Genomic DNA, 25,922 nt, shown 5'->3' with positions numbered 1-25,922 from the left:
GGGTTGCACTTGCGTTACGGCCAATGGATATCCTTCCCTTAAACCGATGCCCACTTGCTTAAGGCGGCGAAAAGGTCCGCCGCGATTGTACACGAATGCACCCCAGCCGATACTTGACAGTGAATAGCAACTGGCCCAAAATATCAGAACAGGGTTGCACTTGCGATATGTTGGTAACAGTTATTTTGATACTAACAACCCCGCTGGAATGGCCGCTTACCGGACCAGCACAGAGAAACCGCCTATATGGCGGTTTTTTTGTTGGCGTATTTTAGGGATACGGTCTTTTGGCGAGTGTGGTTGCGAGGTGAAAACGTTCTAACCCCAATTTATACATCGCTTTGCTAACAAACAAAAACGCCAGCACAAGGCTGGCGTTTCTTAGACAACGTAATCTTAGAATTAAGATGCGCTGGCGTCAGCCTGAGCCGATTGAATCGCCGTCAGTGCTACGGTATAGACGATATCGTCAACCAATGCACCACGGGACAAATCGTTAACTGGCTTACGCATACCTTGCAGCATCGGCCCGATAGAGATCAGGTCAGCAGAGCGTTGCACCGCTTTATAGGTAGTGTTGCCGGTGTTCAAGTCTGGGAAGATGAACACGGTGGCTTTACCTGCAACCGGTGAGTTAGGCGCTTTGGATTTAGCCACATCCGCCATGATTGCCGCGTCATATTGCAACGGACCATCGATGATCAAATCTGGGCGTTTTTCCTGTGCCAGACGGGTCGCTTCACGTACTTTTTCGACATCGCTACCCGCACCGGAATTACCGGTAGAGTAAGAGATCATCGCCACACGTGGTTCAATGCCGAATGCCGCAGCAGAATCCGCAGATTGGATAGCAATCTCAGACAGTTGTTCAGCCGTAGGATCTGGGTTGATTGCACAGTCACCATAAACCAGAACCTGGTCAGGCAGCAGCATAAAGAACACCGAAGAAACCAGTGAACTGCCCGGTGCGGTTTTGATCAACTGCAATGGTGGGCGGATGGTGTTTGCGGTGGTATGTACTGCACCGGAAACCAGACCATCAACTTCACCTTTTTCCAGCATCAGGGTGCCGAGAACGACGTTGTCTTCCAACTGTTCACGCGCGACCACTTCGGTCATGCCTTTGCTCTTACGCAGCTCAACCAGACGCGGAACATATTGCTCACGTACAGCAACAGGATCGATGATTTCAACGCCTTTGCCCAGCTCAACACCTTGCGCGGCAGCAACGCGTTGGATCTCTTCTGGGTTACCCAGCAGCACACAAGTTGCGATACCGCGTTCAGCACAGATAGAAGCGGCTTTAACGGTACGTGGCTCATCGCCTTCTGGCAGCACGATGCGTTTACCCGCTTTACGGGCCAATTCGGTCAGTTCGTAGCGGAATGCTGGTGGTGACAAGCGACGTGAACGCTCAGACGTTGCGCTCAGAGAGTCAATCCAATCACTGCTGATATGGCTGGCAACATAGTTTTGCAGCTTTTCAACACGCTCATGGTCATCTGCAGGGACTTCCAGATTGAAGCTTTGCAGGCTCAAAGAGGTCTGCCAAGTATTGGTATCAACCATAAATACTGGCAAGCCAGTTTGGAAGGCACGTTCACACAGGCTGTTGATACGCTCATCAATAGCGTAACCGCCAGTCAACAGGATGGCACCAATTTCAACGCCATTCATGGCTGCCAAACAAGCAGAAACCAACACATCAGGACGATCGGCTGAGGTAACCAGCAGAGAACCCGGGCGGAAGTGTTCCAGCATATGCGGAATGCTACGAGCACAGAAAGTCACAGATTTAACGCGGCGAGTGTTGATATCACCTTTGTTAATGATGGTGGCTTTCAGGTGCTTGGCCATATCAATGGCGCGAGTTGCAATCAACTCGAAGCTCCACGGCACACAGCCGAGAACTGGCAGTGGGCTGTTGGCAAACAATTGGCTTGGATCGATGTTCGCGACGCTGGCCTTAGTGGAGTCATCAAAGATTTCAGACAGGTCAGGGCGGGTACGACCTTGTTCATCAACCGGCGCATTCAATTTGTTAATGATAACGCCAGTGATGTTTTTGTTTTTACTGCCACCGAAACTGGAACGAGCCAGTTCGATACGCTCTTTCAACTGATCTGGTGAGTCATTACCCAGAGCAATAACAAAGACGATTTCAGCATTCAGGGTTTTAGCAATTTCATAGTTCAATGCATTGGCAAACTGATGTTTGCGTGTTGGCACCAAGCCTTCGACCAGAACCACTTCTGCGTCTTTGGTATTTTCGTGATAACGGGCAACAATCTCTTCCATTAACACGTCTTGCTGGTTAGAACTCAGCAAGGTTTCCACATAACCCATATTCAGCGGCTCAGCAGCAGTGATGCTGGAGTTCGCACGAATGATGGTGGTGGTTTGGTCAGGTGCATCATCACCGGCACGAGGCTGGGCGATTGGCTTGAATACGCTCAGGCGTACACCTTTTTGTTCCATGGAACGGATGACACCCAAGCTTACGCTGGTTAAACCAACGCTGGTGCCGGTAGGAATCAACATTATTGTACGGGACACGGCTAAACCTCTTTACGGTTATGCCCTTCGTCCTTGAAGCCGCAGGGTTGTTGGCTACGCTCATGCACCCGAATCACTGACCTGAGTCAGCTCATCGGGATTTATTCGCTTGCCGCCTACCTGCAACTCCAATGACTTTGGGGACATCCTTCGTCCTTGAAGCCGCAGGGTTGTTGGCTACGCTCATGCACCCGAATTACTGACCTGAGTCAGCTCATCGGGATTTATTCATTTGCCGCCTACCTGCAACTTCAATGACTTTGGGTATATGTCAAAAACTCTTACGCAGTCAGACGGGCTGCGTCTTGTGCGATGACCAGCTCTTCATTGGTTGGGATAACCAGAGCCAGGCGGCTGCCCTCTTTGGTGATGGTGCCTGATTTACCAAAGCGTGCTGCCAGGTTGCGTTCGTGGTCAATTTCAAAGCCCAACAGGCCCAATTTGTCCAAAGTCAGTTCACGTACCATTGCGGCGTTCTCACCAATACCGCCGGTGAAGACCACGGCATCCAGACGACCATCCATCAGCGCAGTGTATGCACCGATGTATTTCGCCAGGCGATGACAGAACACATCCATTGCGCGGCGTGCATCTGCTTTAGTTGCATAGTTGTCTTCAACATAACGGCAGTCACTGGTGACTTCAGTCAGGCCCAGCAGGCCAGATTCTTTGGTCAACAGCTTGCTGATCTGTTCCATGCTCATGCCCATGGCATCATACAAATGGAAAATGATCGCCGGGTCGATATCACCACTACGGGTGCCCATGACCAAACCTTCCAGTGGTGTCAGGCCCATAGAGGTATCAACACATTTACCGTTACGAACAGCAGTGACAGAACCACCGTTGCCCAAATGGCAAGTGATGACGTTCAGTTCTTCCAGCGGTTTGTTCAGGGTTTTAGCGGCTTCCTGGCTGACGTAGAAGTGGCTGGTGCCGTGTGCGCCATAGCGACGGATACCGTTTTCTTTGTATAAACGGTACGGCAGGGCGTAGAGATAAGATTCTTCCGGCATGGTCTGATGGAAAGCGGTGTCAAAAACAGCGACATTTTTATCAGCCAGATTTGGGAATGATTTCAACGCTTCAGCGATACCAATCAAGTGAGCTGGGTTATGCAGTGGTGCAAATGGGATGGAATCTTTGATACCCTGAATAACTTCTTCGGTAACGATAGCTGATGCTGTAAATTTGTCGCCACCATGAACAATGCGGTGACCGATAGCTGTCAACTGAGCGGAAAGCTCTGGTTTTTGTGCCAGAATAGTATTAACAATGAAATTCAGTGCTTCGCTGTGTGCTGCACCAGCACCCAATGCTGCTTCCTGTTTGCCACCATCAAGTTTCCATTTGATGCGGGCTTCAGGCAGATGGAAGCATTCGGCTAAACCAGAGAGGTGTTCTTCACCGTTGGTCGCGTCGATGATAGCAAATTTTAGGGAAGAGCTACCGCAGTTAAGAACCAGTACTAGCTTACTCGACATGGAAGTACCTATTTTATAGTCGTGTTCAACATTTGTTTTGCAAAAACAGCGCGCATGCGACATTGATGATGCAAAAACAGCGAAAAACATATGGTTAATAAAACGTCAATCATTCCAAAAGCGTAGCGCATATTGGCGTCGACATTAATGATTAACATCATGCGATAGAGAAAAAGGCATGATGATGGAAAAATCGCGGATTAAACGTTAAGTGCAAACGTTAAAACCTGGTGGTAAAAATCGGTGCGATTTAACAAAAATGATTTAAAAGCTGCAAAAAGTTGACATATTTAGCGTCATCTTCTAGCGGCCAAAAGGCCGAGTTAGGATACCGATAGCGGAGCCTAAAAACAAAATATATTTAACAGACTAATTTTTAGTTTGTGGATTACAAAAAAATTTTAATTTTTGCTTGTGAAGTTGAGGTGAGCCATGACAACAAAACCCTCTGATTCTGTAAGTTGGTTTCAGGTACTCCAGCGCGGCCAGCTTTATATGAAGACCTGGCCTGCCGATAAGCGCTTGGCGCCGATGTTTCCCGAAAATCGCGTGGTTACGGCGACACGCTTCGGTATCCGCTTTATGCCACCACTGGCCATTTTTACCCTGACCTGGCAGATAGCCCTCGGTGGCCAGTTGGGACCCGCCATCGCTACGGCGCTGTTCGCCTGTGGTTTACCCTTGCAAGGGCTATGGTGGTTAGGCAAGCGAGCGATAACCCCGTTACCGCCAACCTTACTCCAGTGGTTCCATGAGGTACGTAACAAGCTAACAGAAGCGGGGCAGGCTGTTGCGCCTATCGAGCAGACGCCGACTTATCAATCCCTGGCCGATGTGCTGAAACGAGCCTTCAAACAGTTGGATAAAACGTTTCTTGATGACCTCTAGTGGCGGTTTCATGCCTCAAAGGATTAGTGGTGCAAAATCCCCTGTCAAATCAAAGTATGGCCCAAGCCTGTGTGCGATGATTTCCTCATTATTTATGTCTTAGGAGTTAGTGATGGATATGACCAACGCCCAACGACTGATTCTGTCGAATCAGTACAAAATGATGACCATGCTGGATCCGGAAAATGCTGAGCGTTATCGTCGCCAGCAAACCATTGTCGAGCGCGGCTTTGGTTTGCAGATGCGTGAATTGGACCGTGATTTTGGTGAGATGAGCGAAGATACTTGCCGTACTATTATTAATATCATGGAGATGCACCACGCCCTGCAAGTCTCCTGTGGTAACCTGAAAGACAAGCAAGACTTGGATGAACGCCGTATCGCGTTCCTCGGTTTTGATGCTGCTACCGAATCCCGTTACCTGAGTTATGTGCGCTTTATGGTCAATACTGAAGGGCGCTACACCCATTTTGACTCAGGGACTCATGGTTTCAACTCTCAAACCCCAATGTGGGATAAATACCAACGTATGCTGGCTATCTGGCAATCATGTCCACGCCAATACCATTTGAGTGCTGTTGAAATTTCGCAAATTATCAATGCCTGATAGCGCATAACTTATTTGCTATCAGTAAGTTGAAAAATAGTTTTACTGATGAGGATGTGCTTGTGGAGTGTAAAGGTTTTCTTTTTGATTTGGACGGGACTTTGGTTGATTCTTTACCTGTTGTCGAACGAGCCTGGATTGGCTGGGCGCAAGGTCGAGGCATCAATCCAGCAGAAGTTCTTGATTTTATCCATGGCAAACAAGCAATTACCTCTTTACGTCATTTTATGTCGGGTGCAAGTGAGGCTGAAATTCAGGCTGAGTTTCTGGCATTAGAGCAGGTTGAAGCTAATGATACCGATGGTGTGAGCGCATTGCCGGGGGCGGTGGCACTGTTGGAGCGACTAAACAGCCTGTCTATTCCGTGGGCTATTGTCACTTCAGGCTCAGTACCGGTCGCTTCTGCGCGCCGTGCCGCCGGCCATCTGCCGGTACCTGAAGTGTTTATCACCAGCGAACAAGTTAAGCACGGCAAACCGCAACCAGATGCTTATCTGCTGGGGGCCGAGCGCTTAGGGCTGGCACCGGCTGATTGTATCGTAGTGGAAGATGCCCCTGCGGGGATTTTGTCAGGCTTGGCGGCGGGCTGTCAGGTGATTGCGGTCAATGCTCCGGCTGATACTCCCAAACTTGATCAGGTTGATTTAGTGCTCAGTTCGCTGGAGCAGATTAGCGTTGAGGTTACCGCTAACGGCGCGCGGGTTGTGCGAGTAGGTTAATTCTTCGCCAGATACCTTAATATCACCACTGAGAGCGCCTGATGGCGCTCTTTTACTGTCTGGCACATCACAAGTTGATAAACTTTTTTCAGGAAAAAAACACAATAAAACCCTTTGTGGGATGGTAAGCACATAAATTTGCAGTCATTATTGATCTCAGACAGCGGCCGCTGCTGATTTTAATGTTTTACTGCCAGAGCCGGATATTTCCTTTCACTTTTTGCCAACGAGGCCATTTTGAACCGCGAACTATTGTGGGTGTTGACGCTACTTCTAATAGCTATTGTGCTGTTTACTACCAATAAACTGCGCATGGACGTGGTAGCACTGTTGGTCATTATTGCCTTTGTGATGAGTGGTACGTTGTCATTAGGTGAGGCGACCAGCGGATTCAGTGATCCTAACGTGATATTGATTGCGGCGCTGTTTGTTATTGGTGAAGGGTTGGTCAGAACCGGTGTTGCTTATCAGGTGGGTGATTGGCTGGTCAAGGTCGCCGGTCACAGTGAAACCAAAATGCTGGCGTTATTAATGGTAACGGTTGCCGGATTGGGCGCTTTTATGAGCTCTACCGGAGTGGTGGCAATCTTTATCCCAGTGGTACTGAGTGTTGCCAGCCGGATGAAGATTTCGCCGGGGCGGTTAATGATGCCGCTGAGTTTTGCCGGCTTGATAAGTGGCATGATGACGCTGGTGGCAACGCCGCCAAATATGGTGGTTAACAGTGAATTACTGCGCGAAGGTATCAAAGGCTTTGGCTTCTTTGGCGTTACCCCTATCGGCATTATCATTTTGCTGATGGGTGTCGCTTATATGTTAGTGGCTCGGCGCTGGCTGGGCGGGAAGCAGGAAAGCTCAGAGAAAGAACAGCAATGGAAACGCCGCACTTTCCGCGACCTTATCCGCGATTATAAATTGACTGGCCGTGCGCGCCGTTTGGCTATCCGCCATGATTCTCCTTTGATTGGCCGTTCTCTTGACGAACTGCATCTGCGCGCCCGCTATGGGGCGAATGTGGTGGGGATTGAACGCTGGAAGCGTTTCCGGCGTGTGATGGTGAGTGCCACCGGTTCATCTGAATTACACGAGAACGATGTCTTACTGATCGATATGTCAGATTGCGACATAGATTTACGTGAATTTTGCACTGAACAGATGCTGGAACCGATGGTGCTGCGCGGTGAATACTTCTCAGAGCAGGCGCGCAACGTCGGGATGGCCGAGGTTTCGCTCATTCCTGATTCCGCCCTCTTGGGAAAGAGTCTACGTGAGGTCACTTTCCGTACCCGCTATGGTTTGAATGTGGTCGGTATTCGTCGTAATGGTAAGACTTTGGAAGGCAAACTGGTTGATGACAAATTGCAGTTTGGCGATATCTTACTGGTGATCGGTGATTGGAAACTGATTCGTCAGTTACAGTTAAAGACCCGTGATTTCATCGTACTGAACCTGCCGGCGGAAGTGGATGAAGTGGCACCGGCCATTTCGCAAGCCCCACATGCATTATTCTGTCTGGCGTTGATGGTTGCCATGATGATGACCGACGAGGTGCCAAATGTGATTGCGGCATTGGTAGCCTGTTTACTGATGGGTCAGTTCCGATGTATTGATATGGAAAGTGCTTATCGTTCAATCCATTGGCCGAGTTTGATTTTGATCATCGGGATGATGCCCTTTGCACAAGCATTGCAAAAAACCGGTGGGGTAGATTTGATTGTCCGTGGCTTGATGGATGTGGCCGGTGGGATGGGGCCGCGCGTCATGCTGCTATGTTTGTTTGTGTTGTGTGCCACGATTGGGCTGTTTATCTCTAATACTGCCACGGCAGTTCTAATGGCACCGATTGCGATTGCTGCTGCGCGGGAGATGTCGGTCTCGCCGTATCCCTTTGCGATGATTATTGGTATTGCAGCTTCAGCGGCCTTTATGACGCCAGTTTCGTCACCGGTGAATACCTTAGTATTGGGGCCAGGTGGTTATAAATTCGGTGATTTTGTCCGCATGGGGGTGCCATTTACGATATTAGTCATGATTGTTAGTGTGATGGTGGTGCCGGTGCTGTTTCCATTCTGATTGGGATGCTACAGGGTAAGAGTTGTGTTTAGTTCGGTTGATATGAGATTGGTGCTCACCTTGCCCCTTGGTGCCTCAACCGCCAAAGGGGTCACAAGCGCGTGACCCCTAAAACGGGCGTCATGCCCATTTTCCTTGCCTATACTCTTCGCTCGACAGCTCAAATGTGCTTTTGAAAATCAACTTCAATTTCAACTTCAACTTTAATCCAGCGAATCGAGGCTGATTTCATCCAGTGACAGGCTAAAGCTGGGCACGAAGACTTCCATAAAGTAATCCATTTCCGGGCTTTGGCGCATGGCGAGGGTTTTCTCCAACCGCGCTTTAGCTTGAATAAACTCATTATTACCGGCGGATAATTCTTCCAAACATTTGAGATAAGCACATAGAGCATCTGCCTGTTTAACCAGTGCTTTTTCCTCTTCGCTATAATAATGCTCATCCAGCAGACAGCGGAAATCTTGCTGTAATTCTTTTGGCAGCATTTCAATCAGTTTTTGTTGAGCAACTTTTTCTATCTTCTTGTATTCATGGGCAATCTGAGGATTGTAATACTTGATAGGGGTGGGTAAATCACCGGTTATCACTTCACTGGCATCGTGGTACATCGCCAGCAGCGCAATACGGTCGGCATTGAGATTGCCGTTAAACTTACGGTTCTTAATGATAGCTAACGCATGAGCGACAAATGCCACCTGCAAACTGTGTTCAGAGACATTCTCAGTGCGAACATTGCGCATCAGCGGCCAGCGGTTGATCAGTTTCAGACGAGATAGATGGGCGAAGAAGTGACTCATAGTTTTCTCTCTATTCAATATATTAACCATAAGATGATGGAAACAATCTGCATACGAGGATAACATCAAATCGATTTTATCAATGAGATAATGAGTTAATTAAATATTCTCACAATGTCTCAATTTTGTTTATTAAACCCTCACTTTATCTTTGTGTTTCATTCTTGCCATCCATTCTATCTCATTAATTATAAAAGAAATTATTTAACATTAGCTCTATTGAATTAGTGATGTGAACTCATTATTCTTTTTTTGTCCATTTTATGGATTATTAAATTTCAGCATATAAATTTTATTTAAATTATAAAGCTAAGGATAGTTATATGAAATTATTATTTATTCCTATGTCAATTTTATTATTCAGTGCGACAACACAAGCTCAGGAGGAATTCTGTGTAGGGGGAAATTTGGGGCCGTTCAGTGAGGAGTTTTGCGCTACGCATAACGCCGCGAGGGATAAGCAGCAAGAGCAACGAAGAATAGAACGTTGCAATAAGCTGATTAAACAACAAGGTTCTGCAATATCTTGGAGCATTAATGATTCGGTGAGGGTTTTAATTGACCGTCAACAAAGGGAAGAACTAGGGTGTTTAAGATAATCACTGCATAAATAAAACAGGGCTTGCTATACAAGCCCTGATTAATTACTGGTGGTAGGTCTCCAAAAACCGCCCCAGTTTCCTCACTGCCATCTCCAGCTCATCCACGCGCGGTAACGTGACAATCCGCACATGATCAGGGTATGGCCAGTTAAAGGCGCTGCCTTGAACCAACAGCACTTTTTCCTGCAATAGCAGATCCAATACCAGTTTCTGATCATCTTTCAGGTTAAAACGCTTCTGATCAATACGTGGGAACATATACAACGCGCCTTGAGGTTTCACGCAGGAAACCCCCGGTATTTGGTTGATCAGTTCCCAGGCACGGTCACGCTGTTCGTACAAGCGCCCGCCTGGCTGAATAAACTCGCTAATGCTCTGATAACCACCTAATGCCGTCTGAATGGCATGCTGCATAGGGACGTTGGCGCACAGACGCATTGATGCCAGCATCTCTAAACCTTCAATATAACCTTTAGCGTGTTTTTTAGGACCATTCAGCACCATCCAGCCCTGACGGAAACCGGCAACACGGTAAGTCTTGGATAAACCATTGAAGGTCACAGTTAACAAATCAGGCGCCAGAGCCGCAATAGAATGATGCTGAGCCTCGTCATATAAAATCTTATCGTAGATCTCATCGGCGAAAATAATCAGGTCATTTTGACGGGCGATTTCAACAATCTCCAGTAACAGCTCTTTGCTGTATACCGCGCCGGTCGGGTTATTCGGGTTGATAATCACAATCCCACGGGTACGCGGCGTGATTTTACTACGGATATCATCTAAATCAGGGAACCAGCCCGACTCTTCATCACACATATAATGTACGGCGGTACCACTTGAAAGCGAAACTGCCGCCGTCCATAACGGATAATCTGGTGCAGGTACCAGCATTTCATCGCCCAGATTCAGCAATGCTTGCATGGATTGCACGATCAGCTCAGAGACCCCGTTCCCAATGTAGATATCCTCGACTGTCAGGTCACGCATATCCCGTGCCTGATAGTGCTGCATAATAGCTTTGCGCGCCGAAAACAGGCCTTTGGAATCGCAATAGCCCTGCGCAGTTGGCAAATTACGGATCACATCCACCAGAATTTCATCGGGTGCATCGAAACCAAACGGAGCAGGGTTGCCGATGTTCAGTTTCAGAACTTTATTACCTTCTTCTTCAAGACGCTTAGCTTCTTTTAGCACTGGTCCACGAATGTCGTAACAGACGTTGTCCAGTTTGCTGGATTTCTCAATGGGGGACATAAAAAATTGAGCCTTTTGCTGGTAAAAGCGTGTCCTCAGCGTGGAACACTGCAAGGTATCCAATGTACTCCGACGCTGCTGCTTTTTGAAGTTCTATGCACATCTTTAGTGCGAATAGCTGCTCTTATTTTAAATGACTGCCAGCTTCATTGGTATGGAATATAACTGATGTTTTTGTCTTTAAATCCACTTGTTTATGCCTTATTTATTAGTTTATCTGAAGTTTTATTCCGGCTGATTGCGTGACATACAGCAGTTACCAACAAAATATATCTATAAGATGAGGTTCACTTTCGGTGCCAAAATCGCGGGTTGATACCGATGATAATGAGACGCGATTATGCTGCATCCTATTAGCTGGGATCTCAATCCAACAATTTATATCATCATACATATTATTAAGATGTGAAAAGAAACAAAACTGTAGATAGGAAAACTATTAAGAATAATTAATGTTAAATAGGCTAAATCTTAGAGAATATCTATGTTAATAGTTGAATTTACTCAATTAGATAAAAAACACACATAGAGATATATTGATATTTTTTGATATTTCGAAAAGGGTTAGTGCAGATTTGTTTAATTAAAATAGCATTGCAGCACTTAAAAATGCCTGAGGAAAAGCAAGATCCTAAAGGGAAAAAATCTTCATTAATCGAAGATTTAGTGGCTTTTTATGACCGTATTCACAAATAAATACATAACTTACTCAATAGATTTTTATAAAAAGAGATAACGGTAACGAAATATAAGTAAATTTTTTGCCCTACTCTAGTGAGTGGGGTACTGTCATACTTAGCGTTGTCCCTTATTGATGGCGCGATACTTATACACCAGGGTAGTTTGTAATTAGAATTCAAAAAAGTGAAGAATACACTATGACAAATGCAAATCGTCCGATAATTAATCTCGACCTCGATCTGCTTAGAACCTTTGTAGCTGTTGCTGACTTGAATACTTTTGCCTCTGCTGCCGCAGCGGTTTGTCGCACTCAGTCAGCAGTTAGCCAACAAATGCAACGGTTAGAACAGTTAGTCGGTAAGGAGTTATTTGCCCGCCATGGGCGTAACAAATTATTGACTGAACATGGTCTCCAGTTACTTGGCTATGCCAGAAAAATTTTGCGTTTCAACGATGAAGCTTGTACGTCACTTATGTACAGCAATATAGAAGGGTCACTCATTATCGGCGCATCTGATGATACTGCCGATACGTTGTTGCCTTTCTTGCTGAACCGAGTGGCGACGCTATATCCTCGGCTAGCGATAGATGTGCGGGTAAAACGCAGTCCATTTATCGCTGATATGCTGAGTAATGGCGAAGTGGACCTGGCTATTACTACAGCCAAGGTCGACACTCATCCTCATGTGATCTTAAGGACATCACCTACGCTTTGGTACTGTTCCGCCGACTATCAGTTCCAGTCCGGTGAATCGGTACCGTTAGTGGTGATGGATGAGCCAAGCCCATTCCGCGATATGGCAATAGAAAACCTGACCAGAGCCGGTATTGCATGGCGAATCGCCTATGTAGCCTCTTCACTTTCTGCCATTCGTGCGGCAGTCAGGGCAGGGCTGGGTGTGACCGCCAGGCCAATAGAGATGATGAGTCCTGATTTACGCGTACTGGGTGAAACAGAAGGGCTACCTCGGTTGCCTGAAACACATTATGCATTATGTAAAGACAATCAGTGTGGCAACGAATTGGCTTTAGCCATTTTCGATGCCATGCAGACGGGCCACCAACATGGCTTGCAGTCTGGATCGGATTTAGTGCTGGATTCTGATTATTTAATAGACGAGAACAGTTGATCGTCTAACGTGACTAAAAAATCGTAAGCCCCTTATTTTAGGGGCTTTTTTTTATTTATAACTTTTAAAAAAAACAGTTTTCTACTGCTCCAGTTTAATTTCATGCTTAAAACGTCGTTTTATTTCATTTAGCGGTATATCTGCGTACTGGATCAGGGGGAATAAACCAGATAAAAATAGTGGTTAATATTTCTTCTCATTTTCTGCTATTTGTTTTTTATTAAAACAGCGTTCCATTATTTATTTTTTTTAAAAAACAACTTTTCATGCCGAATATTTATGAAATAACACTCAAAACGTGTTCTGGATCAAAAAAATACCCCTAGCTAGTGAGTGGAAGAACCGGTTATTCCTGAGACAATGGTATAGTTAAAGCGAAGTTTCCACGTTGGGTTATAGGTGTATGTTCTGACTTAACAAATTACTGACTCGATTTAGCTTTATACTTCGCACCAAATGTTAAGTAAGATCGTGCGTTTGTAAATTAATCTGTAGTTACTTTTGTCAAAGTTGACAAAAGGTTACTGAAAGGAGTAAAAAGCCCACAGTAAAACACTGGCTAAACAGTTGTAAAGACAGTGTGTTTCGTGTGGTTTTTATCCTTCCCTTTGAATCGATGTGGTGCACTAACTGCCAACATAAGAGCAGGATGTCCGACGCCACTTTTGATGAGTAAGCAATGAGTATGTCAACAACCACTGAAGTTATCGCTCATCATTGGGCGTTCGCTGTATTTCTGATCGGCGCTATCGGGTTATGCGGCTTGATGCTATTGGGTGCGTTCTTTCTGGGTGGGAGAGCTCGGGCCCGCGCCAAAAATGTCCCCTATGAGTCCGGTATTGACTCGGTCGGCTCGGCGCGTATGCGTTTGTCCGCCAAGTTTTATCTGGTCGCCATGTTCTTCGTTATTTTCGATGTTGAAGCCCTGTACTTGTATGCGTGGTCAATCTCTATTCGTGAGAGTGGCTGGGTAGGCTTTATCGAAGCAACCATTTTCATTTTGGTGCTCTTGGCTGGTTTGGTTTATCTGGTGCGTATCGGCGCGCTGGATTGGACTCCTACGCGTTCTAATCGCCGAGTGAGCAAACCGAGCATAGTCAAATACGCCAGCAGTCCTCCACAAGATATACCTAACAGTCTTGGTGTTGCAGGTCGGCAGCAAGCGGGCGATAAATCGGTCACGATTTGAACCGCATGTATGCTAGCCCGTAGGGTGAGTCTCAACCATGAGGCTCATTAATCCCGATGAGCTGACTCAAGTCAGTGATTCGGGTGAGTGAAAGTAGCTAACAACCCTGCAGCTCTAAGTACAAAGGGTATAGTGGTCAATAAATACAGCGAGGCATTAACATGGACTATACGCTCACCCGCATAGACCCTAACGGTGAGAATGACCGTTACCCCCTGCAAACTCAGGAAACCGTCAGCGGCGATCCTCTCGAGCAACATGTCCATCGTAGTGTTTACATGGGTAAACTTGAGAACGCCATGCACGACATGGTGAACTGGGGGCGTAAGAACTCTCTTTGGCCGTATAACTTCGGTCTTTCCTGCTGTTATGTGGAGATGGTGACCTCGTTCACTGCCGTACATGATGTGGCACGTTTCGGTGCGGAAGTGCTGCGTGCTTCTCCGCGTCAGGCTGACTTCATGGTCGTGGCGGGCACTTGTTTTACCAAAATGGCCCCGGTTATTCAGCGCTTGTATGAACAAATGCTGGAACCCAAGTGGGTTATCTCCATGGGTGCCTGTGCTAACTCCGGCGGCATGTACGATATCTATTCCGTAGTACAAGGCGTGGATAAATTCCTACCGGTCGATGTGTATATTCCTGGCTGCCCACCGCGCCCTGAAGCTTATATGCAAGCACTGTTACTGCTACAAGAATCTATCGGTAAAGAGCGCCGTCCTCTCTCTTGGGTTGTAGGTGACCAAGGCGTTTACCGCGCCAATATGCAACCAGAAAGAGAACGTAAGCATGCTGAACGAATTGCAGTAACTAACCTGCGTACACCTGACGAGATCTAAGCTTATTATTTTGGCAAAAATAACGGCTCAGGATCGCGGTGCGTAAGTGATTTGTTTTGGGAATGAATGATTTTCTTCCAGAACATGTGTGCGGCAAATGACCACAAAATGACACATTCAGTGTGGTGAAAAAACAGTGTGGTGAATAAATAATGACCGATTTAACGACGTCCGATAGCACTCAGCCTGCATGGCAGACCCGTGACCATCTCGATGATCCGGTGATTAGCGAGCTGTCGAACCGTTTTGGGCCTGAGGCCTTTGTTGTTCAAGCAACCCGTACCGGTATGCCCGTGGTATGGGTAAAGCGTGAGCAATTGCTGGAAGTAATGACGTTCCTGAGAAAACAACCGAAGCCGTATGTCATGCTGTTCGACTTGCATGGTGTCGATGAGCGTCTTCGCACTCACCGCCAGGGCCTCCCTGAAGCGGATTTTTCTGTTTTCTATCATCTGCTTTCCATCGAGCGTAACCGCGACATTATGCTGAAAGTGGCACTGTCTGAAAAAGACTTGCACGTGTCCACAGCGACTAAGATTTTCCCCAATGCTAACTGGTATGAGCGGGAAACTTGGGAAATGTTCGGTATTACCTTCGATGGTCACCCACATCTGACGCGCATCATGATGCCACAGACTTGGGAAGGGCACCCGCTACGTAAAGATTACCCGGCGCGTGCTACCGAATTCGATCCCTTTGTGCTGACCAAGCAGAAAGAGGATCTGGAGATGGAATCTCTGACCTTCAAACCCGAAGATTGGGGGATGAAGCGCGGCACCGAAAACGAGGACTTTATGTTCCTTAACCTCGGTCCGAACCATCCTTCTTCACATGGTGCGTTCCGTATCGTGTTGCAGCTTGATGGTGAAGAGATTGTCGACTGCGTACCGGATGTGGGTTACCACCACCGTGGTGCGGAGAAGATGGGTGAGCGCCAGTCCTGGCACAGCTACATCCCCTATACCGACCGTATCGAATATCTGGGTGGTTGTGTTAACGAAATGCCTTATGTGCTGGCAGTTGAAAAGCTGGCGGGTATTGAGGTTCCTGACCGCGTTAAAACCATCCGGGTAATGTTGTCTGAATTATTCCGTATCAACAGTCACTTACTGTATATCAGTACCTTTATTCAGGACGTAGGCGCAATGACGCCAGTGTTCTTCGCCTTTACCGATCGTCAGAAAGTGTATGACTTGGTTGAAGCGATTACCGGCTTCCGTATGCATCCGGCCTGGTTCCGTATTGGTGGTGTGGCGCATGATTTACCTCGCGGCTGGGAACGTTTGCTGCGTGACTTCCTTGACTGGATGCCAAAACGGCTCGATTCCTACGTCAAAGCGGCGTTGCAGAACAGTATCCTGAAAGGGCGTTCTATCGGTGTTGCTGCTTACAATTCCAAAGAAGCACTGGAATGGGGTGTGACCGGGGCTGGCCTGCGTGCCACCGGGGTTGAGTTTGACGTGCGTAAATGGCGTCCGTATTCCGGCTATGAAAACTTTGATTTTGAAGTTCCGGTCGGGAATAACGGCGACTGTTATGACCGCGTGATGCTGAAAGTGGAAGAGTTACGTCAAAGCCTGCGCATTCTGGAGCAATGTTATAAAAACATGCCAGAAGGGCCATTTAAGGCTGACCATCCACTGACGACGCCGCCGCCGAAAGAACGTACGCTGCAACATATCGAAACGCTGATTACCCACTTCCTGCAAGTTTCATGGGGTCCGGTAATGCCAGCTAACGAATCATTCCAAATGGTTGAAGCGACCAAAGGGATCAACAGCTACTATCTGACCAGTGACGGCAGCACTATGAGCTATCGCACCCGGATACGTACGCCAAGCTATGCCCATTTGCAGCAGATCCCCTCGGTTATCCGTGGCAGCCTGGTATCTGACCTGATCGTCTATCTGGGCAGTATCGATTTTGTAATGTCTGATGTGGACCGCTAATTATGAGCTACCAAAAAGAGACTCAGAATCATAACGAAAGCCAAAATGTGGTGGATCTGGCAGTCAATGCGGCTGAACCGGCGACCACAACTGAAGTTTTTGAGTTGAGTGCTGAAGAACGTGATGCTATCGAGCATGAAAAACACCATTACGAAGATGCCCGCGCCGCGTCGATCGAAGCACTGAAAATTGTGCAGAAACAACGTGGTTGGGTGCCGGATGGGGCGATTCACGCCATTGCTGAAGTGCTGGGTATCCCGGCCAGCGATGTCGAAGGTGTGGCCACATTCTACAGTCAGATCTTCCGTCAGCCGGTTGGGCGCCATGTGATCCGTTATTGTGACAGCGTGGTGTGCCACATCACCGGTTATCAAGGGATTCAGGCCGCGATTTCGAAGAAACTCAGTATTGAGCCGGGCCAGACCACGTTTGATGGCCGCTTTACGCTGCTGCCAACCTGCTGCTTGGGCAACTGTGATCGCGGTCCGACCATGATGATCGACGACGATACCCACAGCTATCTGAAACCTGAAGATATTGAGAAGTTACTGGAGCAATATCCATGACAACTAATTCGGGTTTTACCAAAGAGGTTATTCGCACGCCAGAAATGCATCCGCTGACCTGGCGTTTGCGCGATGACAAACAGCCGGTATGGCTGGATGAATATCGCAGCAAAAACGGCTACTTGGGTGCTGAAAAAGCGTTAAAAGGCATGGCAGCCCCTGATGTTGTCAATTTGGTAAAAGACGCTGGCCTGAAAGGGCGCGGCGGCGCAGGCTTTTCCACCGGTTTAAAGTGGAGCCTGATGCCAAAAGACGAAAGCATGAACATCCGCTATCTGCTGTGTAACGCCGATGAAATGGAGCCGGGTACCTATAAAGACCGTCTGCTAATGGAGCAATTGCCTCATCTGCTGGTGGAAGGGATGTTGATCAGTGCATTTGCGCTGAAAGCTTACCGCGGCTACATCTTCCTGCGTGGCGAATATATCGAAGCTGCCGTGCATTTGCGCCGTGCGATTAGCGAAGCAACCGAAGCCGGCTTGCTGGGCAAAAACATCATGGGCAGCGGTTTTGATTTTGAACTGATTGTTCATACCGGTGCTGGCCGTTATATCTGTGGTGAAGAAACCGCCCTGATTAACTCGCTGGAAGGCCGCCGCGCCAATCCACGTTCCAAGCCGCCTTTCCCCGCATCGTCCGGGGTATGGGGCAAACCGACTTGCGTCAATAACGTTGAAACCCTGTGTAACGTTCCGGCCATTCTTGAGCACGGCGTTGACTGGTATCAGGGGATCACTGCGGGTAAGAGTAACGATGCCGGTACCAAACTGATGGGCTTCTCTGGCCGGGTGAAAAACCCAGGTTTGTGGGAACTGCCATTTGGTATTTCGGCGCGTGAAATTCTGGAAGATTACGCGGGTGGTATGCGCGATGGCTTGAAGTTCAAAGCCTGGCAGCCGGGTGGGGCAGGGACCGACTTCCTGACCGCTGATCATCTGGATTTACCGATGGACTTCGAGAATATTGCCAAAGCAGGTAGCCGGTTAGGCACTGCACTGGCGATGGCGGTAGACCATGAAATCGGTATGGTGCCGCTGGTGCGCAATCTGGAAGAGTTCTTTTCCCGTGAATCCTGCGGCTGGTGTACCCCTTGCCGCGATGGGTTGCCGTGGAGCGTGAAGATCTTGCGTGCATTGGAGCGCGGCGAAGGTCAGCCGGGCGACATTGAGACGCTGGAACAACTTTGCCGCTTCTTGGGGCCGGGTAAAACCTTCTGTGCTCACGCGCCGGGCGCGGTTGAACCACTACAAAGTGCTATCAAATATTTCCGCGAAGAATTCGAAGCCGGGATCGCAAGTAAAGACTATGGCAATACCCGAGCCATAGCCGGTATTCAACCGAACCTATTAAAAGCGCGCTGGTGATACTTTGGGTAATATATGAGATACGTTGAATGTAGGCTCTCAGTGTACCCAATAAGAAAGTTTTTATAATTAACGCTTGAAAATAACCAAATAATTTGCGTGGCGGCAAGGCGGCAACGAAGAGAAACGCCGGGAGTTTAGTGAACTAAATGACCGGTGTGAACGACGGCAGCCAACACAGCAGCAGCGTAAAGAATGACGGTTATTTCAGGCCACTTGGAAGCATGCATATGGCTACGATACATGTAGACGGCAAAGAATACGACGTAAACGGGGCCGACAACCTGTTACAAGCTTGTCTCTCCCTGGGACTCGATATTCCTTACTTTTGCTGGCATCCGGCGCTGGGAAGCGTCGGTGCTTGCCGCCAATGTGCGGTAAAGCAATACCAAAACGCCGATGATACCCGTGGGCGTTTGGTCATGTCCTGTATGACCCCGGCCACCGATGGAACCTTTATTTCCATTGATGACGGCGAAGCCAAAGCGTTCCGTGAGAGTGTGGTTGAATGGTTGATGACTAACCACCCACACGATTGCCCGGTCTGTGAAGAAGGGGGTAACTGTCATCTGCAAGATATGACAGTGATGACCGGACACAGTTTCCGCCGCTATCGCTTCAGTAAACGTACTCATCAGAATCAGGATCTCGGTCCGTTCATCTCACATGAAATGAACCGCTGTATCGCCTGTTATCGTTGTGTGCGTTACTACAAAGATTACGCTGATGGCACCGATCTGGGTGTTTATGGCGCGCACGACAACGTCTACTTTGGTCGTACTGAGAGTGGCACGCTGGAAAGCGAGTTCTCTGGCAACCTAGTAGAAGTGTGCCCGACCGGGGTATTCACCGATAAAACCCATTCCGAACGTTATAACCGTAAATGGGATATGCAGTTTGCGCCAAGTATCTGCCAGCAGTGCAGTGTGGGGTGTAACACCAGCCCTGGCGAACGCTATGGTGAATTGCGCCGCATCGAGAACCGCTACAACGGCAGCGTCAACCACTACTTTTTGTGTGACCGTGGCCGCTTTGGCTATGGCTATGTCAACCTGAAAGACCGCCCACGTCAGCCACAACAATTGCGTGGTAATGACTGGATCCACCTGAATGCCGAACAGGCAATGCAGGGGGCGGCGGATATTCTACGTCAGGCGAAGAAAACCATCGGTATCGGTTCACCGCGTGCCAGCCTGGAAAGTAACTTTGCGTTACGCGAGCTGGTCGGTGCGGAAAACTTCTATACCGGCATTGCCGCGAGTGAACAACAACGCCTGCAATTGATGCTGAAAGTGCTGCAAGAAGGTGGGGTTTACACACCATCGCTGCGCGAGATTGAAAGCTATGATGCGGTGCTGATTCTGGGTGAAGATTTGACCCAGACTGGCGCACGTATCGCACTGTCTGTCCGTCAGGCGGTGAAAGGTAAAGCCCGTGAAATGGCCGCCGCACAGAAAGTGGCTGACTGGCAAATCGCGGCGATTATGAATATCGGTCAGCACGCTAAACATCCGCTGTTTATCACTAACGTTGATAACACCCGTATGGATGATATCGCGGCGTGGAACTACCGCGCACCGGTGGATGATCAGGCACGTTTAGGCTTTGCTATCGCTAACGCGCTGGATGCGTCGTCACCGGCGGTCACGGATCTGGACCCTGCGCTGAAAGGCAAAGTGGATATCATCGTGCGGGCTCTGGCGGGCGCGAAGAAACCACTGATCGTGACCGGCAGCAATGCAGGCAGCGAAGCCATCATTGCTGCGGCAGCTAACGTGGCAACCGCGCTGAAAAGCCGTGGCTCTGATGTGGGTATCACCTTTGTTGCCAGTGCAGCGAACAGCATCGGCTTGACCATGATTGGCGGTGGCCCACTGGATAGCGCGCTGGAATTGCTGACCCGTGGTGATGCTGACAGCGTTATCGTGATGGAGAACGACCTCTATCGCCATGCGGCGCAAGACAAAGTTGACGCCGCGCTGGAGCAAGCAGCCAACGTGATCGTGGTTGATCATCAACGCACCGCGATCATGGCAAAAGCAGACCTGATTCTGTCTGCCGCCAGCTTTGCTGAAAGCGACGGTACGCTGGTCAATCAGGAAGGCCGCGCTCAGCGTTTCTTCCAAGTTTACGATCCAACCTATTACGACGACCCGAAAAAACCGGAAAACAACAGCATCATGCTGGAAAGCTGGCGCTGGTTGCACTCCTTGCATTCAACTTATACCAGTCGCCATGTAGACTGGACGCAACTGGATCACGTGATTGCGGCTTGTGTTCGCGCATTACCACAGTTGGAAGGTATTGTTGAAGCGGCACCGGATGCGACCTTCCGTATTCGTGGTCAGAAACTGGCGCGTTCACCTATCCGTTACAGTGGCCGCACGGCTATGCGCGCGGATATCAGTGTGCATGAACCGCGTCAGCCACAGGATATAGACACGCCGTTCGCTTTCTCAATGGAAGGGAACAACAGCCCATTGGCCGATCGTCAGCAGATCCCATTTGCTTGGGCACCGGGCTGGAACTCACCGCAGGCATGGAACAAATTCCAGGCTGAAGTGGGGGGGAGCTTGCGCTTTGGTGATCCGGGTGTGCGCCTGATTGAAGCAGGTGAGGGGACGCTCGGTTACTTTGATTCAGTACCGGCAGCCTTTACCGCTCAGGTTGATGGCTGGCAGATTGCCCCTTACTACCATTTGTTTGGTAGTGAAGAGATGTCGCAGCGCTCAGATGTCATCCAGCAGCGCATGCCAGCACCTTATGTGATGGTCAATCCAGCCGATGCTGCAACGCTCGGGGTTAACCTCGGTACGCTGGTGGAATTCAACTGTGCCGGTCAGACATTGCGTCTGCCAGTGCGCCTGAGTGAAACCTTGGCTCGGGGTCAGGTCGGCTTGCCGCTTGGCTTACCGGGCATTCCGCCGATTATGGTGGGTGCGCGTGTTGAGAATCTGCGGGAGGCAGTATTATGAGCTGGTTTACCCCTGAATTGATTGAGATTTTAATCTCTGTCCTGAAAGCGGTAGTGATTCTGTTGGTGGTGGTGACCTGCGGCGCATTTATGAGCTTCGGCGAGCGCCGCCTGCTGGGCTTGTTCCAGAACCGTTACGGGCCAAACCGTGTCGGTTGGGGCGGGTCATTGCAGTTGGTTGCTGACATGATCAAAATGTTCTTCAAAGAGGACTGGGTTCCGCGCTTCTCCGACAAGGCTATCTTTACATTGGCCCCGGTGATTGCCTTTACCTCACTACTGCTCTCTTTCGCCATCGTCCCGGTCAGCCCGACCTGGGCGGTTGCGGATCTTAATATCGGTATTCTGTTCTTTCTGATGATGGCCGGGCTGACGGTATATGCCGTGCTGTTTGCCGGTTGGTCCAGTAATAACAAATATTCTCTGTTAGGGGCGATGCGTGCATCTGCGCAAACCCTGAGCTACGAAGTGTTCCTCGGCTTATCATTGATGGGCGTAGTCGCACAGGCGGGTTCGTTCAATATGCAGGATATTGTTAACTCTCAGGAACACGTCTGGAATGTGATTCCGCAATTCTTTGGTTTTCTGACCTTTGCCATTGCGGGTGTTGCAGTATGTCACCGTCATCCCTTTGACCAGCCAGAAGCTGAACAAGAGCTGGCCGATGGTTACCACATTGAATATTCCGGTATGAAATTCGGTCTGTTCTTCGTCGGTGAATATATCGGTATCGTGACCGTCTCTGCTCTGATAGTCACTCTGTTCTTCGGTGGTTGGCAAGGTCCGTTCCTGCCGCCATTTATCTGGTTTGCGCTGAAAACGGCTTTCTTCATGGTGATGTTCATTCTGATCCGTGCATCCTTGCCGCGCCCACGTTATGACCAAGTGATGTCATTCGGCTGGAAAGTTTGCCTGCCGTTGACCCTGCTGAATCTGCTGGCGACTGCCGCGGTCATTTTGTACAACGCTCAATAAGGGGTGAATGAACCATGACGTTGAAAGAGTTAGTGGTTGGTTTCGGCACCCAAGTGCGCAGCCTGTGGATGATTGGCCTTCATGCCTTCCACAAGCGTGAAACCCAAATGTATCCTGAAGAGCCGGTTTACCTGCCGCCGCGCTACCGTGGTCGTATCGTGTTAACGCGTGACCCTGACGGTGAAGAGCGCTGCGTTGCTTGTAATCTGTGTGCTGTTGCTTGTCCGGTTGGCTGTATCTCATTACAGAAAGCTGAGCACAAAGATGGCCGCTGGTATCCTGAGTTCTTCCGTATCAACTTCTCCCGCTGCATTTTCTGTGGTTTGTGTGAAGAGGCTTGCCCAACAACTGCTATCCAGCTAACGCCGGATTTCGAAATGGGTGAATTTAAGCGTCAGGATCTGGTGTATGAGAAAGAAGACTTGTTGATCTCCGGCCCGGGTAAATATCCTGAATATAACTTCTACCGGATGTCCGGTATGGCAGTAGACGGCAAGCAGAAAGGCGAAGCCGAAAACGAAGCCAAACCGATTGACGTTAAAGGTCTGATGCCTTAGGAGCCGCTTTCCATGGAATTTGCATTTTATATTGCAGCATTGGTGGCAGTGGTGGCGACTATTCGCGTCATCACTCACACCAACCCGGTACATGCGCTGCTGTACCTAATTATCTCTTTACTGGCTATCTCGGCGGTGTTTTTCTCGCTGGGTGCTTATTTCGCCGGTGCGCTGGAAATCATCGTCTACGCCGGGGCCATTATGGTGCTGTTCGTGTTCGTGGTGATGATGCTGAACTTGGGCAACGTCGAACAACAAGAGCGCGACTGGCTGAAACCGAGTTTGTGGATTGGCCCCGGCTTGCTAGCACTGGTGCTGCTGTCGGTACTGATTTATGCCATCAGTTCAGTGACTGATTCCGGTATTAGCGGTGAAATGGTCGATGCCAAAGCTGTGGGTATCAGCCTGTTTGGTCCTTATGTGCTGGCAGTTGAACTGGCGTCAATGTTGTTGCTGGCCGGTCTGGTGGTTGCCTTCCATATCGGGCGCGAACATAAGCCGGGTGACGTGATGGGCGCGAGCGACAGCGCGAAAAGAAAAACGGAGGAACAAGCATGATCCCTCTACAACATGGCCTGATTCTGGCGGCCATACTGTTTGTGCTAGGGCTGACGGGGTTGCTGATTCGTCGCAATCTGTTGTTTATGCTGATAAGCCTTGAAGTGATGATCAACGCAGCGGCGCTCGCCTTTGTTGTGGCGGGCAGTTATTGGGGTCAGGCTGACGGTCAGGTGATGTATATCCTGGCGATCACGCTGGCAGCAGCGGAGGCCAGTATTGGCTTGGCATTGCTGTTACAGCTATATCGTCGCCGTCATACTCTGAATATCGATACAGTCAGTGAGATGCGCGGATGAACTTATTATATTTAACAATTCTGCTGCCACTGCTGGGCTTCTTGCTGTTGGCATTCTCCCGTGGGCGCTGGTCTGAAAATACCTCAGCCACGGTCGGGGTGGGATCGATTGGCCTGACGGCGTTGGTCACACTGTATGTTGCAGTGGATTTTCTTAGCCAAAAGGCCACCGGTGTCCAAGTCTTTAACCAGACGTTGTGGAACTGGATGTCGGTTGGCACCTTCAACATTCCGTTGACCCTGACACTGGATGGCCTGTCGCTGACCATGTTGTCTGTGGTCACCGGCGTGGGTTTCCTGATTCATATGTATGCCTCTTGGTATATGCGTGGGGAGGAGGGTTATTCTCGTTTCTTCGCCTACACCAACTTGTTTATCGCCAGCATGGTGATTTTGGTGTTGGCAGATAACCTGATGCTGATGTATCTGGGTTGGGAAGGGGTGGGTCTGTGCAGTTACCTGCTGATCGGTTTCTACTACACCAATCCTGCCAACGGCGCGGCGGCGATGAAAGCCTTTATCGTGACCCGCGTTGGTGACGTATTCCTCGCCATTGCCCTGTTCATCCTTTATCAAGAACTGGGTACGCTGAATACTCGCGAGCTGATGGTATTGGCACCGCAGAAACTGGAAATGGGCTCTACTGCCATTACCTGGGCGACGCTGATGTTGCTCGGTGGTGCGGTGGGTAAATCGGCACAGTTGCCGTTACAAACCTGGTTGGCCGATGCAATGGCAGGCCCAACCCCGGTCTCCGCGCTTATCCATGCGGCAACCATGGTGACTGCAGGTGTCTACCTGATTGCGCGTACCCACGGCTTGTTCCTGATGGCGCCTGAAGTGCTGCATTTAGTGGGTATTATCGGCGCGGTAACCCTAGTGCTGGCAGGCTTTGCCGCGCTGGTACAAACCGACATCAAGCGGGTGCTGGCTTATTCCACCATGAGCCAGATTGGCTACATGTTCCTGGCGCTGGGCGTTCAGGCGTGGGATGCGGCTATCTTCCACCTGATGACCCATGCCTTCTTTAAAGCGTTACTGTTCCTCTCTTCGGGTTCAGTGATTCTGGCCTGTCACCACGAGCAGAATATTTTCAAAATGGGTGGTCTGCGTAAGACGATCCCATTGGTTTATATCTGCTTCCTGGTAGGTGGCGCGGCATTGGCTGCACTGCCAGTGGTTACCGCAGGCTTCTACAGTAAAGACGAAATTCTGTGGGGCGCATTGGCCAGTGGCCATATCAATCTGATGGTCGCCGGGCTGGTTGGGGCATTCCTCACCGCGCTGTATACCTTCCGTATGATTTTCATTGTGTTCCACGGCGAGCCAAAAACCAAAGCGCATCCGGTTAAAGGGGTAGCTCACAGCCTGCCGCTGATTGTGTTGCTGGTGCTGTCGACTTTCGTCGGCGCGCTGATAACACCACCGCTGGCGGGTGTGTTGCCAGAGCTTCACTTCGGTGAAGAGGGTAAAATGCCACTGGAAATCTTCTCAGGCGTGTTAGTGGTTATCGGGATTGCACTGGCTGCGGCACTCTATCTGGGCAAGCGTCAGTTGGTCAACAGCATCGCGCAAAGTGCGCCGGGCCGCTTCTTTACGGTCTGGTGGTTCCATGCGTGGGGCTTCGACTGGCTGTACCACAATGTGTTTGTCCGCCCGTATTTGTGGATTGCAAGGCTATTGCAGCGTGATCCGCTGAACTCACTGATGAATACCCCGGCGATACTTTCGCGCTGGAGTAATCGCGGTTTGACGCTCAGTGAAAATGGACAGGTGCGTTGGTATGTCGCGTCTATGGGTTTGGGTGCAGTCGTCGTACTGGCTCTGTTGCTTTTCGTTTAATTAGGGACACAAAACGC

21 protein-coding genes are annotated in these 25,922 nt (G+C 49.3%); 17 read left to right on the top strand and 4 right to left on the bottom strand.

The genetic code is table 11. The annotated features are described in order from the left end of the window. Positions 1-402: 402 nt before the first annotated feature. Together pta and ackA are read right to left on the bottom strand one after the other, a co-directional pair. Positions 403-2,541 (bottom strand): phosphate acetyltransferase, encoded by a 2,139-nt coding sequence (pta, locus tag ACWJJO_RS15270; RefSeq protein WP_193784805.1) that lies wholly within the window; start codon positions 2,539-2,541, stop codon positions 403-405. 296 nt (positions 2,542-2,837) lie between these two features. After that, positions 2,838-4,040, bottom strand: a complete 1,203-nt coding sequence (ackA, locus tag ACWJJO_RS15265) for an acetate kinase (protein ID WP_481091207.1) — start codon at positions 4,038-4,040, stop codon at positions 2,838-2,840. 432 nt (positions 4,041-4,472) lie between these two features. Here ackA and yfbV point away from each other — a divergent pair, with 432 nt between their 5' ends. From yfbV to ACWJJO_RS15245, 4 genes are all read left to right on the top strand, one after another. Continuing rightward, positions 4,473-4,928, top strand: coding sequence for a terminus macrodomain insulation protein YfbV (gene yfbV / locus ACWJJO_RS15260; protein ID WP_083158252.1), 456 nt, complete (start codon positions 4,473-4,475; stop codon positions 4,926-4,928). A gap of 112 nt (positions 4,929-5,040) precedes the next feature. Further along, positions 5,041-5,535 (top strand): YfbU family protein, encoded by a 495-nt coding sequence (locus tag ACWJJO_RS15255; RefSeq protein ID WP_083158253.1) that lies wholly within the window; start codon positions 5,041-5,043, stop codon positions 5,533-5,535. Between the two features lie 62 nt (positions 5,536-5,597). Next, positions 5,598-6,254: a sugar phosphatase gene (locus ACWJJO_RS15250; protein ID WP_481091206.1), complete on the top strand. Its 657-nt coding sequence runs from the start codon at positions 5,598-5,600 to the stop codon at positions 6,252-6,254. A gap of 237 nt (positions 6,255-6,491) precedes the next feature. Further along, the gene (locus ACWJJO_RS15245; RefSeq protein ID WP_372569382.1) at positions 6,492-8,327 is read left to right on the top strand and encodes an SLC13 family permease; all 1,836 of its coding nucleotides are present in this window, start codon (positions 6,492-6,494) and stop codon (positions 8,325-8,327) included. A 203-nt stretch (positions 8,328-8,530) separates the two neighbouring features. Here ACWJJO_RS15245 and yfbR read toward each other — a convergent pair whose 3' ends face one another. Continuing rightward, positions 8,531-9,124, bottom strand: coding sequence for a 5'-deoxynucleotidase (gene yfbR / locus ACWJJO_RS15240; protein WP_372569381.1), 594 nt, complete (start codon positions 9,122-9,124; stop codon positions 8,531-8,533). Positions 9,125-9,447: 323 nt separating this feature from the next. On the opposite strand from yfbR, the gene ACWJJO_RS15235 reads away from it, so the two are divergent. After that, the gene (locus tag ACWJJO_RS15235; RefSeq protein ID WP_032907645.1) at positions 9,448-9,723 is read left to right on the top strand and encodes a hypothetical protein; all 276 of its coding nucleotides are present in this window, start codon (positions 9,448-9,450) and stop codon (positions 9,721-9,723) included. A 45-nt stretch (positions 9,724-9,768) separates the two neighbouring features. Here ACWJJO_RS15235 and ACWJJO_RS15230 read toward each other — a convergent pair whose 3' ends face one another. After that, entirely contained in the window at positions 9,769-10,983 is a 1,215-nt protein-coding gene (locus ACWJJO_RS15230) for a pyridoxal phosphate-dependent aminotransferase (RefSeq protein ID WP_083158257.1), read from the bottom strand. Between the two features lie 878 nt (positions 10,984-11,861). On the opposite strand from ACWJJO_RS15230, the gene rovM reads away from it, so the two are divergent. The 12 genes from rovM to nuoL all read left to right on the top strand — a co-directional run bounded on the left by rovM (position 11,862) and on the right by nuoL (position 25,905). Then, a complete protein-coding gene (gene rovM, locus ACWJJO_RS15225; RefSeq protein WP_083158258.1) occupies positions 11,862-12,794 on the top strand; it encodes a virulence transcriptional regulator RovM in 933 nt (310 codons plus the stop codon). Between the two features lie 679 nt (positions 12,795-13,473). After that, positions 13,474-13,983, top strand: a complete 510-nt coding sequence (gene nuoA / locus ACWJJO_RS15220) for an NADH-quinone oxidoreductase subunit NuoA (RefSeq protein ID WP_420073483.1) — start codon at positions 13,474-13,476, stop codon at positions 13,981-13,983. A gap of 161 nt (positions 13,984-14,144) precedes the next feature. After that, the gene (locus ACWJJO_RS15215) at positions 14,145-14,822 is read left to right on the top strand and encodes a NuoB/complex I 20 kDa subunit family protein (RefSeq protein WP_002210278.1); all 678 of its coding nucleotides are present in this window, start codon (positions 14,145-14,147) and stop codon (positions 14,820-14,822) included. A gap of 152 nt (positions 14,823-14,974) precedes the next feature. Beyond that, complete coding sequence (gene nuoC / locus ACWJJO_RS15210; protein ID WP_083158259.1) at positions 14,975-16,771, top strand: NADH-quinone oxidoreductase subunit C/D; 1,797 nt, start codon at positions 14,975-14,977, stop codon at positions 16,769-16,771. A gap of 2 nt (positions 16,772-16,773) precedes the next feature. Next, a complete protein-coding gene (gene nuoE / locus ACWJJO_RS15205; RefSeq protein WP_227746524.1) occupies positions 16,774-17,337 on the top strand; it encodes an NADH-quinone oxidoreductase subunit NuoE in 564 nt (187 codons plus the stop codon). Beyond that, positions 17,334-18,701: an NADH-quinone oxidoreductase subunit NuoF gene (gene nuoF / locus ACWJJO_RS15200; protein WP_050132658.1), complete on the top strand. Its 1,368-nt coding sequence runs from the start codon at positions 17,334-17,336 to the stop codon at positions 18,699-18,701. Before nuoE ends, nuoF begins: the two co-directional genes overlap by 4 nt. 230 nt (positions 18,702-18,931) lie before the next feature. Further along, positions 18,932-21,676, top strand: a complete 2,745-nt coding sequence (gene nuoG / locus ACWJJO_RS15195) for an NADH-quinone oxidoreductase subunit NuoG (RefSeq protein ID WP_481091205.1) — start codon at positions 18,932-18,934, stop codon at positions 21,674-21,676. After that, on the top strand, positions 21,673-22,650 hold the full coding sequence (nuoH, locus tag ACWJJO_RS15190) for an NADH-quinone oxidoreductase subunit NuoH (protein WP_049613037.1): 978 nt from the start codon (positions 21,673-21,675) through the stop codon (positions 22,648-22,650). Before nuoG ends, nuoH begins: the two co-directional genes overlap by 4 nt. 14 nt (positions 22,651-22,664) lie before the next feature. Beyond that, complete coding sequence (gene nuoI / locus ACWJJO_RS15185) at positions 22,665-23,207, top strand: NADH-quinone oxidoreductase subunit NuoI (RefSeq protein WP_005191305.1); 543 nt, start codon at positions 22,665-22,667, stop codon at positions 23,205-23,207. Positions 23,208-23,219: 12 nt separating this feature from the next. Next, positions 23,220-23,765 carry an NADH-quinone oxidoreductase subunit J gene (nuoJ, locus tag ACWJJO_RS15180; RefSeq protein ID WP_083158260.1) on the top strand — a complete coding sequence of 182 codons (546 nt, stop codon included), beginning with the start codon at positions 23,220-23,222 and terminating at the stop codon, positions 23,763-23,765. Next, positions 23,762-24,064, top strand: a complete 303-nt coding sequence (gene nuoK, locus ACWJJO_RS15175) for an NADH-quinone oxidoreductase subunit NuoK (protein ID WP_032815102.1) — start codon at positions 23,762-23,764, stop codon at positions 24,062-24,064. The genes nuoJ and nuoK overlap by 4 nt, the downstream gene beginning before the upstream one ends. Next, positions 24,061-25,905 carry an NADH-quinone oxidoreductase subunit L gene (gene nuoL / locus ACWJJO_RS15170; protein WP_481091204.1) on the top strand — a complete coding sequence of 615 codons (1,845 nt, stop codon included), beginning with the start codon at positions 24,061-24,063 and terminating at the stop codon, positions 25,903-25,905. The genes nuoK and nuoL overlap by 4 nt, the downstream gene beginning before the upstream one ends. Positions 25,906-25,922 lie beyond the last annotated feature (17 nt).

This window comes from Yersinia antarctica (assembly GCF_056636475.1).
The sequence above is the reverse complement of the archived record's forward strand: the minus strand, read 5'-3'. Positions and strand labels throughout refer to the sequence as shown.

What these genes read in the sequence shown, in the direction of transcription:
- nuoE (WP_227746524.1), top strand. Translation starts at nt 16,774, where the DNA reads ATGAGCTACCAAAAAGAGACTCAGAATCATAACGAAAGCCAAAATGTG.
- nuoA (WP_420073483.1), top strand. Translation starts at nt 13,474, where the DNA reads ATGAGTATGTCAACAACCACTGAAGTTATCGCTCATCATTGGGCGTTC.
- nuoC (WP_083158259.1), top strand. Translation starts at nt 14,975, where the DNA reads ATGACCGATTTAACGACGTCCGATAGCACTCAGCCTGCATGGCAGACC.
- pta (WP_193784805.1), bottom strand. Translation starts at nt 2,541, where the DNA reads ATGTTGATTCCTACCGGCACCAGCGTTGGTTTAACCAGCGTAAGCTTG.
- rovM (WP_083158258.1), top strand. Translation starts at nt 11,862, where the DNA reads ATGACAAATGCAAATCGTCCGATAATTAATCTCGACCTCGATCTGCTT.
- nuoH (WP_049613037.1), top strand. Translation starts at nt 21,673, where the DNA reads ATGAGCTGGTTTACCCCTGAATTGATTGAGATTTTAATCTCTGTCCTG.
- yfbV (WP_083158252.1), top strand. Translation starts at nt 4,473, where the DNA reads ATGACAACAAAACCCTCTGATTCTGTAAGTTGGTTTCAGGTACTCCAG.
- ACWJJO_RS15230 (WP_083158257.1), bottom strand. Translation starts at nt 10,983, where the DNA reads ATGTCCCCCATTGAGAAATCCAGCAAACTGGACAACGTCTGTTACGAC.
- ACWJJO_RS15215 (WP_002210278.1), top strand. Translation starts at nt 14,145, where the DNA reads ATGGACTATACGCTCACCCGCATAGACCCTAACGGTGAGAATGACCGT.
- ACWJJO_RS15255 (WP_083158253.1), top strand. Translation starts at nt 5,041, where the DNA reads ATGGATATGACCAACGCCCAACGACTGATTCTGTCGAATCAGTACAAA.
- nuoJ (WP_083158260.1), top strand. Translation starts at nt 23,220, where the DNA reads ATGGAATTTGCATTTTATATTGCAGCATTGGTGGCAGTGGTGGCGACT.
- nuoF (WP_050132658.1), top strand. Translation starts at nt 17,334, where the DNA reads ATGACAACTAATTCGGGTTTTACCAAAGAGGTTATTCGCACGCCAGAA.
- nuoK (WP_032815102.1), top strand. Translation starts at nt 23,762, where the DNA reads ATGATCCCTCTACAACATGGCCTGATTCTGGCGGCCATACTGTTTGTG.
- ackA (WP_481091207.1), bottom strand. Translation starts at nt 4,040, where the DNA reads ATGTCGAGTAAGCTAGTACTGGTTCTTAACTGCGGTAGCTCTTCCCTA.
- ACWJJO_RS15235 (WP_032907645.1), top strand. Translation starts at nt 9,448, where the DNA reads ATGAAATTATTATTTATTCCTATGTCAATTTTATTATTCAGTGCGACA.
- yfbR (WP_372569381.1), bottom strand. Translation starts at nt 9,124, where the DNA reads ATGAGTCACTTCTTCGCCCATCTATCTCGTCTGAAACTGATCAACCGC.
- nuoI (WP_005191305.1), top strand. Translation starts at nt 22,665, where the DNA reads ATGACGTTGAAAGAGTTAGTGGTTGGTTTCGGCACCCAAGTGCGCAGC.
- nuoG (WP_481091205.1), top strand. Translation starts at nt 18,932, where the DNA reads ATGGCTACGATACATGTAGACGGCAAAGAATACGACGTAAACGGGGCC.
- nuoL (WP_481091204.1), top strand. Translation starts at nt 24,061, where the DNA reads ATGAACTTATTATATTTAACAATTCTGCTGCCACTGCTGGGCTTCTTG.